Origin of the sequence: Panacagrimonas sp., assembly GCF_965216805.1 — a bacterium.
Taxonomy (GTDB): domain Bacteria; phylum Pseudomonadota; class Gammaproteobacteria; order Nevskiales; family Nevskiaceae; genus Panacagrimonas.
The window spans coordinates 921,907-938,519 of record NZ_CBDCGN010000003.1; the positions used below are offsets into that span (position 1 = coordinate 921,907).

The window sequence follows — 16,613 nt, forward strand, 5'->3', positions numbered from 1 at the left end:
TTTGCCCTTATTGCGCGAGAAAGCCGCCGTCGATGACCAGCGGGTGCCCGGTGACGAAAGTGGACTGTGCCGAGCCCAGCCACAATGCCGCGCGGGCGACCTCGTCTGGGCGCCCGACGCGTCCGCTGGGGTTCATGCTCATCAGCGATTCGCGCAAACCCGGAATCTCGTTGGCCACGCGATCCAGCATGGCGGTGTCGGTCATGCCCGGGCACAGCGCGTTGACGCGGATGCCATGTGCGGCCACCTCCAGCGCCGTGGTTCTGACCAGACCCACCACGGCGTGCTTGCTTGCCACATAGGCCGATAATCCCGGCGCCCCGATCAACCCACCGGCCGAGGCGGTGGCGACGAGGGTGCCGCGCCGGCGTTCGACCATGCCCGGCAGCACCGCGCGCAGGGTGCGCCAGCAGCCCATGACGTTGATGTCCATCACCGCCGCGAACTGTGCTTCGGGAATTTTCCAGACTTCGCTGGGCGAACCGAGCACGCCGGCGTTGGCGAACACGGTGTCCAGCGGCCCGGCTTCACGTTCACCGTCGGCGACCAGTGCGTCGAGGTCGGCCTGGCGGCGCACGTCGCAGGTCGCGGCATAGACGGTGGCGCCACGCCCACGCAGTTCGGCCACGGTTGCGTTCAGCGCCTGGGCATCCACGTCGCCCAGCACCAGTCGGGCGCCCTCCTCGGCTGCACCGAGCGCCATCGCGCGGCCGATGCCGGCCGCCGCACCCGTGATCAATACGGTTTTGTCCTGGAACAGCGCTTTCATGGCGTGGGTTCTCCTCGGTAATCGGTTGGCCGCTGGAGCAGAGTCTCGGCGCCGCGTGCTTGCGCCGGAATCACGCAAGCAGGGGTTTGCCGTCGCCCGATCGGGTGCACCACGGTCAGGGCGCGGTTACCGCGGCTTCGAGCGTCGGCGCTTCGGTGCGTGGCTCCCGCCGCCGGCCGAACAAGGCTTTGCTCAGTAACGCTGGTGCCAGCAGCGAGGTCGGCGGCTTCTGCAGATTCATCACGTCCAGGAAGGCGCGCGCGGCGGATTCGTCGTGCCAGGTCAGCTCGGTGTAGCGGTGCAGGTAACGCGCGAGCAGGGGTGCGTACCAGGCTTTCTGTGCGTGGCTGCCCAGAACCCCGTAGTCCTCGGCGGTGGAGGTCATCCAGCATTGATCGATGAAGCGCGCATAGCGCTGGTGAAAGCGCTGCGACAATCCTCGGAGCCGGCCAGGACCCGCCACCCGGCGCTGCTCGTCCAGGCTGGCGTCGAGCAGGCCGGCACCGATGGCACCCTGCGACATGCCTTGGGCATAGATCGGATTGAGTGAGGTATTGGCATCGCCCGACACCACCAGACCCTCGGGTAGCGCGCGCATGCGCTCGTAATGCCGGCGTTGGTTGGAGACAAACTTCCAGCGCCAGACGCGATCCACCGGCTCCGCCTCGCGGATGGCGCGGTACAGGTCCGGCACCGGCAGGCCGCGCGCCCATTCCATGAAGCTGGCCATGTTGCCGTCGGCGGCGGGCAGGTCGCCGTTCCAGCCGACCAGGGTGACGATCCAGCGCCCGTCCTCCAGCGGCATCAGGGCCGCGGTACGGGTGGCCGGCGGGCTCGAGTGGATCAGCATGCCCAGCCAGTCGCGCGACGAGGGTCCGGGCCGGAAGATCTGCGAGGCGTAGCCAATGTCCACCGGCAGCTCGGTCACGGCAGGTGCTGGCAGATCCAGCGCCTGCAGAAAGCGCGGCATGGAGGAACTGCGGCCGCTGGCGTCGACTACCAGATCCGCTTCCAGCATGCTGCCATCGGCCAATCCGACACCGGTGATGCGACCATCGTCCACCAGCAGGCTGCGGACGCCGGTGCCGGCGCGGAATGCGACACACGGCCATTGCAGCAGGCGCTGGCGTACGGACCACTCCAGATAACCCTTGGTCTGGCATTGCATGCGCACGCCGCTGGCGAAGCGCCGCTTCCAGCCGCCCGAGTGGTGCCAGATGATGTCGCGGCCCAGGTCCACTTCCACCGATCCGCCGCGCAGCATGTCGGCGGTCAGGCCCGGGAAGTAGTGGTTGAACACCTTCTGGCCGCCCTTGAGCAGCGAGTGCACATGACGGCCCTGCGGCACGCCCATGCGCCACACCGGTTCTGCCGGCAGCGCGTCGCGCTCCAGGACGGTGACCTGCTCGAAATGTCGTGCCGCAGCCGCGGCGGCAGCCAGCCCGGTGGTGCTGGCGCCGATGACCACGGCATGCCGACCACCGAATCCACCGAGATGACGCTGAGGTGGCATGGCCTGATTCATGGGCGGTGCGTTCCTGGGTTTCCGCGGTATGGGCAGCGTAGATCAGGGTCCGCAGCGCCGGTATCACCGGATCGGTTCCGTCCGCCGGTTCGTTCGGGGGTGTTGCTGCGCGCGCCCCGAACGGGGCGTGCCGCCCCCCTAGTCGTGTGATTTATCCAGCCTGAGGCGTCAACCAAGCTGCGGCTACAAGTCGGAAGGAGAGCAGACGATGTGGCTGGATGATCGGCAGCGAAGCATTTTGCGGTCGCCGGATGGCGAGCACGACCAGTGGCCCATGCCCACCCGGATGATCTCCAACGGCGAGTTCCTGCCCATCGCGCAGACCGCGGATCAGAAGCGGGTGGAGTTCGAGCTGGGCGAGCTGGCGACGCGACATTCGCGCGAACTGGGCATGAGCCGGCGCGACTTCCTGCGCTCCAGCGCCGGACTGATGACCGCCCTGGCGGCGATGAACACCGTGTTCGGCAGTTATTTCAATGACGCGCAGGCTGCGACGCCGGACCTGGATGCAATCGCCAGGTTGCGCGAGCGGGTCAAGGACCAGCTGGTGATCGACGTACAGCTGCACTTCGTGCGCGACGACTACCAGAAGGAAATCGTGTTGGCCCTGGGCGAGTACGCCAAGAACTGGAACCCGGTACTGGTGCGCGAAGGCGTGACCCTGGATCGCTACAAGTGGGATCACTTCCTGAAAGAGGTGTATTTCGACAGCGATACGCACATCGGCCTGGTCAGCGCCGCGCCCTCGGAGCAGGGCGACAACGTCATCGTCGGCAACGCCGGGCTGGAGCAGGCGCGGCGACTGGTCAACGAGGCCGCGGGCTCGCGTCGGTTGATGTGTCACAGCGTGATGGCGCCGGGCCAGCCGGGCTGGCTGGAGGAGATCGATAAGGCGATCGAGATCTACAAGCCCGACGGCTGGAAGGGCTACACCCTGGGCGATCCGTTCGAGACTTCGCAGTATCCCTGGCGGATGGATGACGAGAAGCTGATGTATCCGGCCTACGAGAAGATGATGAAGTCAGGCATCCGCACGGTCTGCGTGCACAAGGGCCTGCTGCCGGACGACTATGAGCGCAGCCTCAAGCACTGGCGCCACGCCATGGTCGACGACGTCGGGCGTGCGGCCAGGGATTGGCCGGAACTGAAGTTCGTCATCTATCACTCCGGCCTGCGCATGTTCCTGACCGATCCGGGTCCGACCCTGGCGCGCTTCGACGCCACCGGCGAAATCGACTGGGTGACGGATCTGGCCCGCGTGCCGGAGCAGTACCAGGTGTCCAACGTCTATGCCGAGCTCGGCACCACCTTCGGCAGTTGCGTGGTCACGCATCCCAAGCTCGCTGCGGCGATACTCGGTTCGCTGATCAAGGGCATGGGGCACGACCACGTGATGTGGGGCACCGACTCGGTGTGGTACGGCTCGCCGCAATGGCAGATCGAGGCGTTTCGCCATATCGAGATTCCGGCGGAACTGCAGCGCACGCACGGCTTCAAGCCGCTGGGCGACGCCGACGGACCGGTGAAATCGGCGATCCTGGGCCACAACGCGGTGCCCTTGTTCCGCCTGCAGCAGACCGTGGCCGCCGCGGGATGGCGCGACGATGCGCTGAGCCTGGCCAAGGCCGAGTACCTCGCTGCGGGTGGCAAGCCATCCAACCGCTATTACGGATTCATCCGCAAAGCCTCACCGGGTGATGCGGCATGACGCGCACGTGGCCTGTTGCCGAGGCCAGCCGCAACCTCAAGCGCTGAGGCGTGCGCAGCATTTTTTGGACAGGCTCGCAGAGCGCCGCGCTATGCTCGGGACGACACGCAATGTCCGGGGATGGTCCATGTTCAACGCCCTGTCCGATCCCGGTGTGCTGAGGCCGATGTCCGACGCGCGCGCCGATCCGCTGTGGACCGATACCCAGCAGGACGAACACCGGCTGCGACGCGCCGAGATGGACATCCGCTGGCTGCGCGACATCGGCCTGGTCGGCTGGTTCGTGGTCCTGCAGGGGCATGGCTACACGCTCGGCCTGACCCCGGTGTGGATGGTGTTTGCCGCCGGCGTCACTTACGGCATCTGGGCCTACCTGCAGGCGGCATACGCACGCAATATCCGCCGCGCCGCGGTGACCACCACCTTCGCCGACCCGGTGTTGGCTGCGATGATCTGCCTGTTCACCGGTGGCATCGACTCCATCCTGTATCCATTCTTCTACTTCACCCAGATGTCGGTGGCGATCCGCTTCGGCGTGTGGGAGTCCATCGGCATCGCGGTATTCAATTGCGCGTTGACCGTGGCACTGTTCTTTGCCGAGCCGCTTTACAGCGGGGGAACGCGCGAGACCTGGATCACTCTGGGCACGCAATTCTTCCTGCTCGGCTTTGCCGGCTTCATGGGCGCGATCATCGCCGGTTGGGCGCGTCAGCATGCGGCGCTGATCCTGGAGCACGCACGCACCTTGCGTGAATCCGGCGAGCGCTATCAGGCCGTGCTGCGACGCTTTGCGCAGGTGCAGGAAGACGAGCGGCGCAACATTGCCGGCGACCTGCACGACCGCATGAGCGGCCATCTGTTCGGTCTTCGCACCGGGCTGGAGCAGTGCCGGCGTTTCATCGACGAACCGCAGCGCCTGCGTGAGCCGCTGGACGAACTCGACACCACCGTGCGCGCCTGCACCCACGACGTGCGTTCGATCATGAATGAACTGCGGCCGACGGTGCTCGACGAACTGGGCTTCTACGAGGCCGCGCGTGAATATCTGACGCGGCTGGCCGACAACTCACCGTTCACCCTGGACTGGCGGATCGACCGCAGCCTGCGCGACTGGCGCTCGCGGCAGGACGCCATGCTGTTCCGCCTGCTGCAGGAAGCGCTGCTCAATATTCAGAAACACGCCGGCGCACGGCATGTGGAGGTCAGTCTGGAACCGCACGGCGACGAGGTGGTACTGGTGATCCGCGACGACGGTTGTGGCTTCGATCCCTTGCGCGTGCCGGTGGGCCACTACGGCCTGATGACGATGCGTGAGCGCGCGCAGACGGCCGGGGGCTCTTTGCAGGTGGAATCGCGAGCCGGTGCCGGTACGCGGGTTGAAGTGCGACTGCCGAGGTCCGACCACTGATGGAACCGATCCGCGTCTACCTGATTGACGATCACCACGTGCTGCGCCAGGCCGTCGCCCGCATGCTCGATCAGGAAGACGACATCGTCGTGGTCGGCCAGGCGGGAGAAGCGCAGACCGGGCTGCGCGAGATGGACGCACTGGATCACTATCCCGATATCGTGGTGATCGACCTCAAGATGCCGGGCCAGAGCGGCATGAGCGCCATCGCCGAGATCATGGCCGGACACGCGGAGGCGCGCATCATCGTCTTCACCATGTACGACAACCCGGGCTACGTGTGGAGCACGATGAACGCTGGCGCGCGCGGATATTTGCTCAAGAGCGCCTCCGGCGGGGATTTGCTGCGCGCGGTGCGCTCGGTTGCGGGCGGCGGCGCTTATCTGCAGGCCGAGATCACCTTGCCGCTGCTGCGGCGCATGGCGCAGGACGCACGCACCGCCGAGGATCGCAGCGCTTTGTCGGTACGCGAAATGCACATCGTCGAAGCGCTGGCGGACGGCAAGAGCAACAAGATGATCGCGCGCACCTTGTCGATTACCGAGGAGACGGTGAAGTCTCACCTGAAAAAGATCTACGAAAAGCTGGGCGCGTCGGACCGCGCCCATGCGGTGGCTATCGCGTTGCGACAACAGTTGATCGGGTAACGTTGCGGTGGTGCGCGCTGACGCCGGCCCTCTCCCCGCCGAGGCGGGGAGAGGGTGGCTGCATCAGAGGTTCTGGTAGACCGTGCCCTCGAACCCGAAGAACAGCGGCAGCGATTTCACGTCCGCGAACGGCAGCACCTGCGTCAGATACACACCGGCGACGCCCACGGTCGGGTCGATCCAGTAGTAGCTGTTGCAGATGCCGGCCCACATCAGGCTGCCGGGGCTGCGCCCGGTGACGAAGGTCTTCTCGTTACGCATGAAGGCCAGGCCCCAGTTGTGCGGATTGTCAGGCGGCAGCGGCATGTCGTTGAGCAGGGTCGGATCGGCGGTCTTGAAGCCGGTGATGAGCAGATCACCAATCTGGTTCTGGCCCATCTGGTCCACGGTCTCGGCCTTGAGGATGCGTCCGCCCGGCGAGTCGCCGCGGTTGAGGAGCATGCGCACGAACTTGAGGTAATCGCCCACCGTGCCGTACATGCCGTGGCCGCCCATGTCGACTTCCGGCGGCTGCGGCAGTACCAGGTCGATCGGTGTCGCCGTGCCGTCCGGCAGACGCGCATGGATGTGAGCGCGGCGAGCCATCATGTCGGGTCGTAGGACGAAGGCGGTGTCATTCATGCCCAGCGGGCCAAGGATGTGCTTGGTGAAGTACTCGCCGAGCCGCATGCCGCTGACCCGCTCGACGAGCTGGCCGGCCCAGTCGATGTTGATGCCGTACTCCCAGCGCTCGCCCGGGTCGAACAGCAGCGGTGCGTTGAGGCTGGCACGGGTGCAGGTGAACGGGCCGGGTTCGCCGGTGACTTCCTCGTACTTCTTGATATCGGCGCTGGTGAACGAGTAGCCGAAGCCCGCGGTATGCGTGAGCAGATGCTTGAGCGTCATCGCATGTTTCGGGGCGCGCAGCTTCGGCTTGCCGGCGGCATCGAAGCCGTCCAGCACCTGCACCTTGCCGAGTTCCGGTGCCCACTTCGAGGCCGGGCTTTCCAGATCGAGCTTGCCCTGCTCGACCAGTTGCATCGCGGCCACTGAGGTGATCGCCTTGGTCATCGACGCGATCAGGCCGACCGTGTCCTGCGTCATCGCCTGCTTTTCGCCGGCCTTGCGCACGCCGAATGCGCCCTCGTAGATCGTCTCATCACGGTTAGTGACCATCGCCACCACGCCGGGCACATCGCCCGCCTCGGTGGCGCCTTTCAACAGGGTGTCTAGCGCTTGCTGCATGGCCATCGCAATCTCCTCGACTGTTGTGAACAAAGCTTGGGTTTTTCCGATGGTAAGGGGTGGCGGTCGCCGATGGGACTGAGGTCGAACCCGGTCACGCCCCCCGAACGGGCGCCGGACGGCCCCGTTTTGCGTGATTTCCGGCTGCATCGGCGCATTCCGACAATGGCACATTCCCGCAACCCGAGGTCGGCATGCGCATCGAAGAAAAAAGTAGCGCCTACACCTGCATCAAGTTCAGCCGCGAGGGCCGCATCCTCACCGCCACCCTGTCGCGTCCGCAGGCGATGAACGCGGTCAATGCCGCGCTGCACGAGGAGCTGTCGCGCTTGTTCTGCGACCTGGCGGACGACGAAGGCTCGGACGTGCTGGTCCTGACCGGCGAGGGCAAGGCCTTCTGCGCCGGCGGTGATCTGATCTGGTTGCAGGAGGCCATCGATGACCCCGAGGTATTCCTGCGCATGGGTGGCGAGGCCAAGCGCATCCTGTTCAGCCAGTTGGAACTGGAAAAGCCGCTGATCTGCAGACTCAATGGTGCTGCGACCGGGCTCGGCGCGTCGCTGGCGCTGGCCTGTGACATGACCATCGCTTCGAGTAACGCGGTGATCGGCGATCCCCATGTTTCGGTCGGACTGGTCGCCGGGGATGGCGGTGCCATCCTGTGGTCGCAACTGGTTGGGTTTGCGCGAGCCCGCGAGTACCTGTTCACCGGCAAGCTGGCCAAGGCCGAAGAAGCAGAGCGTATCGGCCTGATCAACCGCGTCGTCGCGGCCGAACAGCTCGATGACGCGGTGTACGGACTCGCGCGCGAGCTGGCGGCGGGCGCGACCCGTGCAATCCGCTGGACCAAGATTGTCACCAACACCCCACTCAAGGCCCTGGCACATCAGCTGTTCGATATGGGCCTGGCGTACGAGAGCATGTCCAATGTCACGCGCGATCATCAGGAAGCGGTGAATGCGTTTCGTGAACGGCGCCGGCCAGCGTTCACTGGAAAATGAGGGTGACCAGTGCGTGATCGAGGAGTTTCCGCGCACGCCTTCGGGGAAGATTTGCAAGGACCCAAAGCGCACGATGACGCGTGTCGATCTGGCTGGCGCGACTTCGACCACACCCTGACACGCCGAAACGATCCCCTTATCGGGTGATAGCTGGCAGGCACGACTGGCGGGATTCTGGGTCGACTTGAAAACCGCCACCAGGGCGGCGCGGAGAACGGTTATGAGTTACACCGTCACGGTGCGTTATGAGGGGGGCGCGGAACGGCGCATGCCGGTAGCGCCGGAGCAGACCCTGCTGGAAGCCGCCGAGGTGCACGGCGTGCCCATCGTCAGCGAATGCGAAAGCGGAGTCTGCGGAACCTGCGTCGCCGGTTGTACTTCCGGGCTGTACGAGACCGGGCGCACTGAGGGCCTGAGTCAGGTCGAACGTGAGCAGCGCAAGCTGCTGACCTGTCAGGCGACCGTGCAATCGGACTGCGTCATCGAGCTGAAATACCCGCTGAACGACAACGCGGCGCAACTGGTCACCGGCGAGGCGGTGGTGACCGCGGTGGAGCTGATCTCGGCCTCCACCGCGCTGCTGCGTATCGATGCCAGCAGCCTGGGTGAACGGCTGGATTATCGCGCCGGCCAGTTTGCGCAACTGCGGGTGCCGGGCGCCGAACAGTGGCGCAGCTATTCTTACGCGCATACGTCGCGCGACAACCTGCAACTGGAATTCATCGTGCGCCTGCTGCCGCAGGGCGTGATGAGCGATTATCTTCGGCAGCGCGCCAAGCCCGGTGATCGCATCGGCCTGCGTGGCAGCAAGGGCACGTTTCATTTGCGCGCGGTGACGCGTCCCCTGGTTCTGGTTGCCGGTGGCACCGGCCTGTCCGCGATCCTGGCGATGGCCGAACAGCTTGCTGCCGCGCCGCTGGAGCATCCGGTCAGCCTGCTCTACGGCGTGACGCACTACGACGATCTGTGCAAGCGCGAGGTCTTGGAAGCGCTCCTGCGCCGCCAGCCACTGCTGTCGGCACGCACCATCGTGGCCACGGCCGATGCGCGCTGGGATGGACCGGTCGGAGTGGTCACCGACCTGCTGGACCGCAGTCTGCTCAACGACGGCAATGCCGATGTTTATCTGTGTGGGCCGCCCGCGATGGTCGAGGCGGTGCGTGGCTGGATCGCGGCTCAGGGGCTGCATCGTGCCGGACTGTACTTCGAGAAGTTCGTGCCCAGCGGGGCGCGCCAACGTCTGCGCCAGCCGCCGCGGGTGGACCTGGCATCGCTAGACATGACCGCACTGCGCGCGGCTGCGCGCGGAACCGCGGTGATCGTCGGCGGCAGCGTGGCCGGCATCGCCACGGCCAAGGTGCTGAGCGAGCGATTCGACCGGGTGATCGTGCTGGAACAGGACTCTCAGCATGACCGTCGCGAAGGGCGTCCGGGCGCAGCCCAAGGGCATCACCTGCATCACCTGCTGATCGCCGGCCAACAGGAAGCGGAGCGGATTTTCCCCGGCATCGTCGACGACATGGTCCGTGAGGGCGCGTTCAAGGTGGACATGGCGCGCAATTACCAGTTGCGCCTGGCCGGGAGCTGGAAGAAGCGCTGTGACAGCGACATCGAGATCGTGTGTGCCGGGCGTCCCTTGATCGAGTGGTGTCTGCGTCGGCGGCTTGATGAGATATCCAATATCGACTTCCGCTACGGGACCGAAATGCAGGATCTGGTCTATGACGCGCAACACAACGCGGTGATCGGCGTAGCGGTGAACGGTGAAGACGGACTCGAAGTGATTCCGGCGGAGTTCGTGGTCGACGCCTCCGGCAAGAACACACGCCTGCCGGAATTTATGGAGCGCATGGGTGTCGGCGCGCCGGAGCTGGAAGAGGACATCCTCAACTGCTTTTACTCCAGCATGCTGCACCACGTTCCGCCGGAGCGACGCTGGGACGACAAGGTGATGGTGATCTGCTATGCCTACCGGCCGCATGAGCAGACCTATGCTGCGCAGTACTACATCGACCAAAGCCGCTCGATCCTGCTGACCTCGCTGATCGAGTACAACTGCTACACGCCGCCGCGCAATCCGGCGGAGTTTGCTCAGTTTGCCAAGCGGATGCAGTCGCCGGTGGTATTCGAGAACATCGAAGGTCTGGAGCCCGCGTCTCCGGTTTACAACTTTCGCAGTCCGCGCATGCAACGGTATCGCTACGAGAACCTCGCGCGACCGCCGGCGGGGCTCGTGGCCATTGGCGATGCCTATACCAGCACCGATCCCGTTGCCGGACTGGGCATGACCATTACCTTGCAGGAAGTGGCGCGCCTGCGCGACTTGCTCGACAAGTACCGTCCGGCCGACCCGGCACTGCCACGGCGCTATTACCGTGCGGTATCGAGGATCGCTGACGGTGCCTGGTTCGTCGTGCGGGAGCAGACGCTGCGTTTCGACTGGGTGCGCGACGTGGAAAGCAAGCGACCGTTCTACTTTCGCGCACTGAACTGGTACATGGACCGCCTGACCGAGTTGGTGCACGAGGATCTGGATGCTTACCGCACGTTTCTGTCAGTGATACACATGGTCAAGTCACCCCTGGCGATGTTGACGCCGTCGATGGTGGCGCGGGTGCTCGGCAAGTGGGCCGCGACCCGGCTGCGCGGCGAGCGCACCCTGATTCAGCGCAACTACCGCACACCCCCAACGCTGGCGCACGCGAATGCGCCGGTGGTGTCCCACGACTGAGGGAGCGCCTTGTCGATGGGCTGGCGTAAGCTTTTAGCCACAACTAACGAAGGGGGGAGAGATTTCATGCAGCGCACGCACCGGCTGTTGGCGCTCGACGGCGTCCGCATCCACGCCGTGGAACAGGGCGAAGGTCCGCTGGTGGTGCTGATCCACGGATTTCCGGAGTCCTGGTATTCATGGCGGCACCAGCTCACCGCGCTCGCGGAAGCGGGCTACAAGGCGGTAGCGATCGATCAGCGCGGCTATGGTCAGTCGTCGAAGTTCCGTGACAACAATGCCTACCGCATTCATCCGCTGGTCGACGACATCCGCAAGGTGATCGACCACTACGGCGTGAAGTCAGCGGTGGTCATCGGCCATGACTGGGGTGCGCCGGTGGCGTGGACGTTTGCCTGGCTGCATCCGGAGCGCTGCCGCGGCGTGATCGGCATCAGCGTGCCGTTCGCGGATCGCGCGCTGATCGGCCTGCCGGGGAACCCCTGGGGTACGGTACGTCCGGCGGAGTACCACAAGGTCGTGACCGGTCCGGGTCGGGTGTTCTATCAGGACTACTTCGGCGAACAGACCGCGGTGATCGCCGAGATCGAATCCGATCTGCGCGGCTGGCTGCGCAGCATCTACTACACCGTCTCGGGTGAAGGCGTGGGCGAGTTGGTCGCGGCTGCGGCCGCAGCCGGTGCACCGCCGATGAGCCCGCTCGAGACGCTGCGCCACGGCCCACTGTGCATGCCGGAAGGCGCGCGGCTCAAGGACGCCTTCCTCAATCCCAGGACGCTGCCAGCCTGGCTCAGTGAGGCGGATCTGGATTTCTACGTCGCCGAATTCGAGCGCTCCGGCTTCGGTGGCCCGCTGGCGTATTACCACAACGTCGATAACGACTGGGCCGACCTCGCGTCGCAGGCCGGCAAGCCGCTGACGCCGCCTTCGTATTTCATCGGTTCGGATTTCGACGTGGGTACGCAGTGGGGCATGGAGAACGTCGAGCAGGCTGCGCAGCACATGGCGGACTACCGCGGCACGCATCTGTTCGCGGGCGTCGGGCACTGGATTCAGCAGGAGCGGCCTGCCGAGACGAATCGCCTGCTGCTGCAGTTCCTGCGTAGCCTGTGCTGACTGCGCGCGCCCTCGGATGAGCGAGTCCCTCACCGCCGGTAAGGACGCCATCGCGCCCACCGCCGCCACCCGCAAGCGACACGTGCTGGTGGCGATGTGCTTTATCGCCGCCTTCGTCTGCTATATCGACCGGGTCAACATCTCCATCGCCATCATCCCGATGGCCGAGCATTTCGGCTGGAGTGCCACGGACAAGGGCCTGGTGATGTCCTCGTTCTTCATCGGCTACATGCTCGGGCAGATCCCGGCGGGCTGGCTGGCCAACCGGGTTGGCGGACGCTGGACCCTGGGCGGCGCGCTGCTGCTGTGGTCGGTGTTTACCGCCATCACACCGATCGCGGCGATGGTCGGATTCGCCGCCCTGTTCGTCTCGCGCGTCCTGCTGGGGTTGGGCGAGGCGGCGACCTTCCCCGCCACCTACAACCTCTACGGCAAATGGATCCCGCGGGTGGAGCGGTCGCGCGCGGTTGCGGCCACGCTGGGCGGCATTCCGCTGGGGACGGTGATCGGTCTGGCCCTGTCCGGACTGCTGGTCGCCCAGTTTGGCTGGGCCAGCGTGTTCTATGTTTTCGGCATTGCCGGCATCGCGATCGCTCTGGTCTGGTTTGTCGTGGTTCACGACTCGCCCGCGCAGCACCCGGGCATCTCGGAAGCGGAACGCGCGTACATCGCCGCGGGAGTGGAAGCCGGAGCGGCGGTTCGCAGCCCCCTGCCGGTTCGCAAGCTGCTCGCCGCTGCGCCTTTCTGGGCGCTGTTGATCAATCACTTCTGCAGCAACTGGATCCTGTACGTGCTGCTGGCGTGGATGCCCAGCTATTTTCGCGAAGTGCAGGGGCTGGATCTGGCCAACGCCGGGTTCGCGGCCGCCGCGCCGTGGCTGAGCATGTTCGCGGCATCCAATCTGGCTGCCTGGATCGCCGACGAGTTGATCCGCCGCGGCATCGACGTGTCGCTGGTGCGCAAGCTCATGCAGGTCTGCGGTCTGTTGGGGGCGTCGGCCTTCATGCTGGCAGTCAGCCAGCCTGCAACGCCGACCGGGGCGGTGCTGCTCATGTGCGGCGCGCTGGGCGCGCTGGGGCTGACCTGGGCCGGCTATGCACCCAATCACCTGGAGATCGCGCCCCGGCACGCGGACATTCTGGTGGGCATCACCAACACAGCAGGTACGATACCCGGTATCGTGGGGATCGCGTTTACCGGCTGGGTGTTGGACGTCACCGGTTCCTACGAATCGGTTTTCGTCGTCGCGGCCACGGTGACGTCGTTCGGAGCGCTGATATGGATTCTGTTCTCGCGGTCGAAACCGATGTATTGAGACGGCATCGGCATCGCAACGGGACGCGCGCCGCCGCGGCTGAAGCCGCTGCGGACCGATCCAGGAGGGTGCCAGCGGGTGGGGGCCTCCGCCGGGGAAGGCTCCGGTACCGGGTATTGCAATCCAAAAATAATATGGCACCATACCAATGTCGGTTGCAGGATGCGTCGCCCATGCTTAAGGTTGGGTGTCTGCGATCCGGATTGCAGCAACCTCGACAAGAGGCATAACTAAAATGCGGGCAGCGTCGCGCAGACGGTTATCGCGAGATGCGCCATCGCCACTCAAGGCATTGAGAGAATTGGCATAGATGGAGGAGCGACACCAGATCGATCGAACGTTCCGGAGGATGCAGTCGTCGGCCTTTGCCGTCCCGACCGACATCGCCGCGGGCGTTCAACACACAACATCGTCATGCGGGTCGGCTGCGTCCGGAATGTAGTTCGAGGGCGTACGTAGTTGCAGGGAGGCTGTATGGCATCCCGATCACTCCAGCGATCCACCTGACAAGGCGATATCCGGCATTGCCGGTGCATCACCCCAAAACGATGGGTCGTTGGCGACCTTACTAGCGGTTCCATGTGGAGGCAGAAAATGCGAATCAGGAAATACGATCACGACTACAGCCGTCGTGCATTCATGGAGAAGGTGGCGTTCGGTCTCGGAGCCGGGCTGTTGGCGCCGACCTGGAAGACCATCGCCGACACCGGCGAGATCACCAAGGCTTACCCCGACGAGCTGCTCTCGATCGAGATTCAGTCCAAGGGCAAGGTCAAGCCCGGCGACACGGTCGACTCCGGCAATGTCGAGCACGTAGCGCACTTGCTTGACCCCATCATGGTCAAGCAGATTTCCGAGATGGGCCGCCGGCTCAAGATCCGCGCGCCCAACAAGGACATCACCCAGTTCTTCCCGCACGCCTATCTGGAAGCCACCCTCAAGAATGCCGGCAAGGCCAGCTTCGACGAGACCGGCAACGTGGTGGAAACCGCGACCAAGGGCCCGTGGATTGGCGGCAACCCGTTCGTCGACGTCAAGACCGGACAGGAAGGCATTGCCAACCTGACCCTGAGCTGGGGCCGGCACGACATGTCGCAGTATGCGGTGCGTTCCTACTCGCTGAACCCCGACGGATCGCCGGCCTACACCTACGATCTGTACTGGACCGAGCTCAACACCACCGCCCGTACCGAAGGCGAAGCAGTGTTCGACGGCAAGTCCGACATGCTGCGTTACCAGAGCGTGTTCTTCACGGCGCCGCAGGAGCAAGCCGGTGCCTCGTTTCTGGTGCCCTGGTACTACGACCAGCGCAAGTTCCCGGACATCTACGGCTACCTGCCGCAGTTCCGTCGCGTGCGTCAGTTCCCGGCCAACCAGCGCTTCGAGCCCATCGTTCCGGGCCTGTCGTTCTTCCTGTCGGATGCCTGGGGTGCGGGCGACCCGATGCTGACCTGGGGCAATACCAAGATCGTCGGTCGCGGCCCGCATCTGGTGGCCGGCGCCGGCAACTTCCGCGGCAAGTCGCATGAGAACTGGGAGAACCACTCCTGGCACGGCGGCCCCAAGGGCAAGAGTTTCATGGAATACACCATGGAACTGGCGCCGGAGTGCATCGCGATCGAGTCCGAGCCCACGGGTTATCCGCGTGCGCCGGTCGGTAAGAAGAAGGTCTGGGTCGATGCCCGCAACGGCATGCTGGTGGCCTACATCACCTTCGACCGTCGTGGCGAGCTGTGGAAGCAGGTCGACGCCGCCTTCGGCCCGCAGATCGAAGACGACTTCGTCAACAAGGATCGTCATGGCAAGCCGCATTGGTCCTGGACCAATGTGCACTTCCACGACATCCAGTCCGGACGTCTGGATCTGTTCAACCACTGCAAGCAGATTGCCGGTGGTTATGCCAGCCAGTACGAAGCGCCCGGTGGCGACGAGAAGGCGATCTACGACAAGTTCTGCACGCAGTCCGCGATCGCGCGCCTCGGCGCGGTGTAGTTCGAGCAGTCTATAGTTGTGGGCAGCCCGGTCGGCGATTCGCCGGCCGGGCTGGTCTCGATGAGGGGGAGATTCAAAGAATTATGAAACGCGCCACGATCTTTTCGCTGTTCGCTCTGGGCCTGTCGTCCGCAGTCGCCACGACCGGACAGACCAATGCGCAGGGCGAAGGGGGCTTGATCAAGGTAGTGGAGTCCGGCATCGCGCATTCGGCCTTCTTCGGGTTGAGCATGGATGCCACGCGCAGCGTCGCGGTAGGGATCGGTGGTGCGATTTATCAGTCGGAAGACGGCGGCCAGACCTGGGAGGCGGTTGCGCACGAAGCCACCGAGCTGGCCTTGCTGGCGGTGGATCGCGGTGGCGATCACACCATCGCGGTCGGTCAGATGGGCCTGGTGATGTACGAAGAGTCGCCGGGCAAGTGGGCCAAAGCCGATGCAGGCTTCGACGGCCGCATTTTATCGGTCAGCGTCAACGCCGCGGGGCTGGCCTTTGCCGGCGGCGAATTCGGAACCGTGCTGAAGTCGGAGGACGGCGGCAGGAGCTGGACTCCGTCCGCTCCGCCCTGGACCGATTTCGAGGACAAGGAAACCTTCGGCACCGCCGAGCCGCACGTGTACGCCGTACACGTCGCCGAGAACGGAGAGGTGACGCTGGCCGGCGAGTATGGCGTGATCCTGCGATCCGCCGATCGTGGGCAGACCTGGAAAGTGCTCAAGGAGCTCAAGGCCCGGACCCCGACCATCTCGGCGCTGCACATCGCGGAGCCGGGCACCGGCAACAGTTACGCAGTGGGCCAGGAGGGCGAAATTCTGACCTCCAGCGACGGCGGTACGACCTGGCTGCGCTGCAGCACCAATACGACTGCCAATTTCCTGGGCGTTGCCAGCAAGCCCAACGGAGAAGTGGTGGCGACCGGTTTTCGAATCATGATGCGCAGCACCAATGGCGGAATCACCTGGTACCCGGTGGAAGAGGCCGACATCCTCACCGACTGGTATCAGACGGCGAAGACCGACCCGACCAGCGGACGCATCATCGCGGTGGGGCATTCTGGAAGGATTATCCAGATCGGCAGTTGATGAGCGGCGCTTGCCGAATCATGCCGGACAAGGTGGGGATGTTGCGGTAGAGAACCGGCAGAACCTAATTAATGACTGTGGCGGAGGAGAGCAAC

At 64.8% G+C, this 16,613-nt stretch carries 12 protein-coding genes; 9 read left to right on the plus strand and 3 right to left on the minus strand.

The features are described from left to right. Window positions 1-7: 7 nt before the first annotated feature. Together ACOOHP_RS17315 and ACOOHP_RS17320 are read right to left on the minus strand one after the other, a co-directional pair. Window positions 8-769: an SDR family NAD(P)-dependent oxidoreductase gene (locus ACOOHP_RS17315; protein WP_420467737.1), complete on the minus strand. Its 762-nt coding sequence runs from the start codon at window positions 767-769 to the stop codon at window positions 8-10. A gap of 115 nt (window positions 770-884) precedes the next feature. Next, window positions 885-2,294 carry an NAD(P)/FAD-dependent oxidoreductase gene (locus ACOOHP_RS17320; protein WP_420467738.1) on the minus strand — a complete coding sequence of 470 codons (1,410 nt, stop codon included), beginning with the start codon at window positions 2,292-2,294 and terminating at the stop codon, window positions 885-887. A gap of 274 nt (window positions 2,295-2,568) precedes the next feature. Between ACOOHP_RS17320 and ACOOHP_RS17325 the strand changes: the two genes are divergently transcribed. The 3 genes from ACOOHP_RS17325 (at window position 2,569) to ACOOHP_RS17335 (ending at window position 6,057) form a co-directional block, all read left to right on the plus strand. Continuing rightward, complete coding sequence (locus tag ACOOHP_RS17325) at window positions 2,569-4,002, plus strand: amidohydrolase family protein (protein ID WP_420467739.1); 1,434 nt, start codon at window positions 2,569-2,571, stop codon at window positions 4,000-4,002. A gap of 127 nt (window positions 4,003-4,129) precedes the next feature. Continuing rightward, window positions 4,130-5,410 (plus strand): ATP-binding protein, encoded by a 1,281-nt coding sequence (locus ACOOHP_RS17330; RefSeq protein WP_420467740.1) that lies wholly within the window; start codon window positions 4,130-4,132, stop codon window positions 5,408-5,410. Continuing rightward, window positions 5,410-6,057: a response regulator gene (locus tag ACOOHP_RS17335; protein WP_420467741.1), complete on the plus strand. Its 648-nt coding sequence runs from the start codon at window positions 5,410-5,412 to the stop codon at window positions 6,055-6,057. The genes ACOOHP_RS17330 and ACOOHP_RS17335 overlap by 1 nt, the downstream gene beginning before the upstream one ends. 63 nt (window positions 6,058-6,120) lie before the next feature. On the opposite strand, the gene ACOOHP_RS17340 is transcribed toward ACOOHP_RS17335, so the two are convergent. After that, window positions 6,121-7,287, minus strand: a complete 1,167-nt coding sequence (locus tag ACOOHP_RS17340; RefSeq protein WP_420467742.1) for a serine hydrolase domain-containing protein — start codon at window positions 7,285-7,287, stop codon at window positions 6,121-6,123. 188 nt (window positions 7,288-7,475) lie between these two features. On the opposite strand from ACOOHP_RS17340, the gene ACOOHP_RS17345 reads away from it, so the two are divergent. From ACOOHP_RS17345 to ACOOHP_RS17370, 6 genes are all read left to right on the plus strand, one after another. Beyond that, on the plus strand, window positions 7,476-8,282 hold the full coding sequence (locus tag ACOOHP_RS17345; protein ID WP_420467743.1) for an enoyl-CoA hydratase/isomerase family protein: 807 nt from the start codon (window positions 7,476-7,478) through the stop codon (window positions 8,280-8,282). 220 nt (window positions 8,283-8,502) lie between these two features. Further along, window positions 8,503-11,013, plus strand: a complete 2,511-nt coding sequence (locus ACOOHP_RS17350; protein ID WP_420467744.1) for an FAD-binding oxidoreductase — start codon at window positions 8,503-8,505, stop codon at window positions 11,011-11,013. 66 nt (window positions 11,014-11,079) lie between these two features. Further along, window positions 11,080-12,129 (plus strand): alpha/beta fold hydrolase, encoded by a 1,050-nt coding sequence (locus tag ACOOHP_RS17355; protein ID WP_420467745.1) that lies wholly within the window; start codon window positions 11,080-11,082, stop codon window positions 12,127-12,129. 16 nt (window positions 12,130-12,145) lie between these two features. After that, window positions 12,146-13,444 (plus strand): ACS family MFS transporter, encoded by a 1,299-nt coding sequence (locus ACOOHP_RS17360; RefSeq protein ID WP_420467746.1) that lies wholly within the window; start codon window positions 12,146-12,148, stop codon window positions 13,442-13,444. Window positions 13,445-14,038: 594 nt separating this feature from the next. Further along, window positions 14,039-15,436, plus strand: coding sequence for a DUF1329 domain-containing protein (locus ACOOHP_RS17365; protein ID WP_420467747.1), 1,398 nt, complete (start codon window positions 14,039-14,041; stop codon window positions 15,434-15,436). Window positions 15,437-15,519: 83 nt separating this feature from the next. Continuing rightward, window positions 15,520-16,518, plus strand: coding sequence for a YCF48-related protein (locus tag ACOOHP_RS17370; RefSeq protein WP_420467748.1), 999 nt, complete (start codon window positions 15,520-15,522; stop codon window positions 16,516-16,518). The last annotated feature ends 95 nt before the right edge of the window (window positions 16,519-16,613 follow it).

Excerpts from the sequence above, each read along its gene's own strand:
- ACOOHP_RS17330 (WP_420467740.1), top strand. The coding sequence starts at position 4,130 with ATGTTCAACGCCCTGTCCGATCCCGGTGTGCTGAGGCCGATGTCCGAC.
- ACOOHP_RS17370 (WP_420467748.1), top strand. The coding sequence starts at position 15,520 with ATGAAACGCGCCACGATCTTTTCGCTGTTCGCTCTGGGCCTGTCGTCC.
- ACOOHP_RS17320 (WP_420467738.1), bottom strand. The coding sequence starts at position 2,294 with ATGAATCAGGCCATGCCACCTCAGCGTCATCTCGGTGGATTCGGTGGT.
- ACOOHP_RS17355 (WP_420467745.1), top strand. The coding sequence starts at position 11,080 with ATGCAGCGCACGCACCGGCTGTTGGCGCTCGACGGCGTCCGCATCCAC.
- ACOOHP_RS17350 (WP_420467744.1), top strand. The coding sequence starts at position 8,503 with ATGAGTTACACCGTCACGGTGCGTTATGAGGGGGGCGCGGAACGGCGC.
- ACOOHP_RS17335 (WP_420467741.1), top strand. The coding sequence starts at position 5,410 with ATGGAACCGATCCGCGTCTACCTGATTGACGATCACCACGTGCTGCGC.
- ACOOHP_RS17315 (WP_420467737.1), bottom strand. The coding sequence starts at position 769 with ATGAAAGCGCTGTTCCAGGACAAAACCGTATTGATCACGGGTGCGGCG.
- ACOOHP_RS17340 (WP_420467742.1), bottom strand. The coding sequence starts at position 7,287 with ATGGCCATGCAGCAAGCGCTAGACACCCTGTTGAAAGGCGCCACCGAG.
- ACOOHP_RS17360 (WP_420467746.1), top strand. The coding sequence starts at position 12,146 with ATGAGCGAGTCCCTCACCGCCGGTAAGGACGCCATCGCGCCCACCGCC.
- ACOOHP_RS17365 (WP_420467747.1), top strand. The coding sequence starts at position 14,039 with ATGCGAATCAGGAAATACGATCACGACTACAGCCGTCGTGCATTCATG.
- ACOOHP_RS17325 (WP_420467739.1), top strand. The coding sequence starts at position 2,569 with ATGCCCACCCGGATGATCTCCAACGGCGAGTTCCTGCCCATCGCGCAG.
- ACOOHP_RS17345 (WP_420467743.1), top strand. The coding sequence starts at position 7,476 with ATGCGCATCGAAGAAAAAAGTAGCGCCTACACCTGCATCAAGTTCAGC.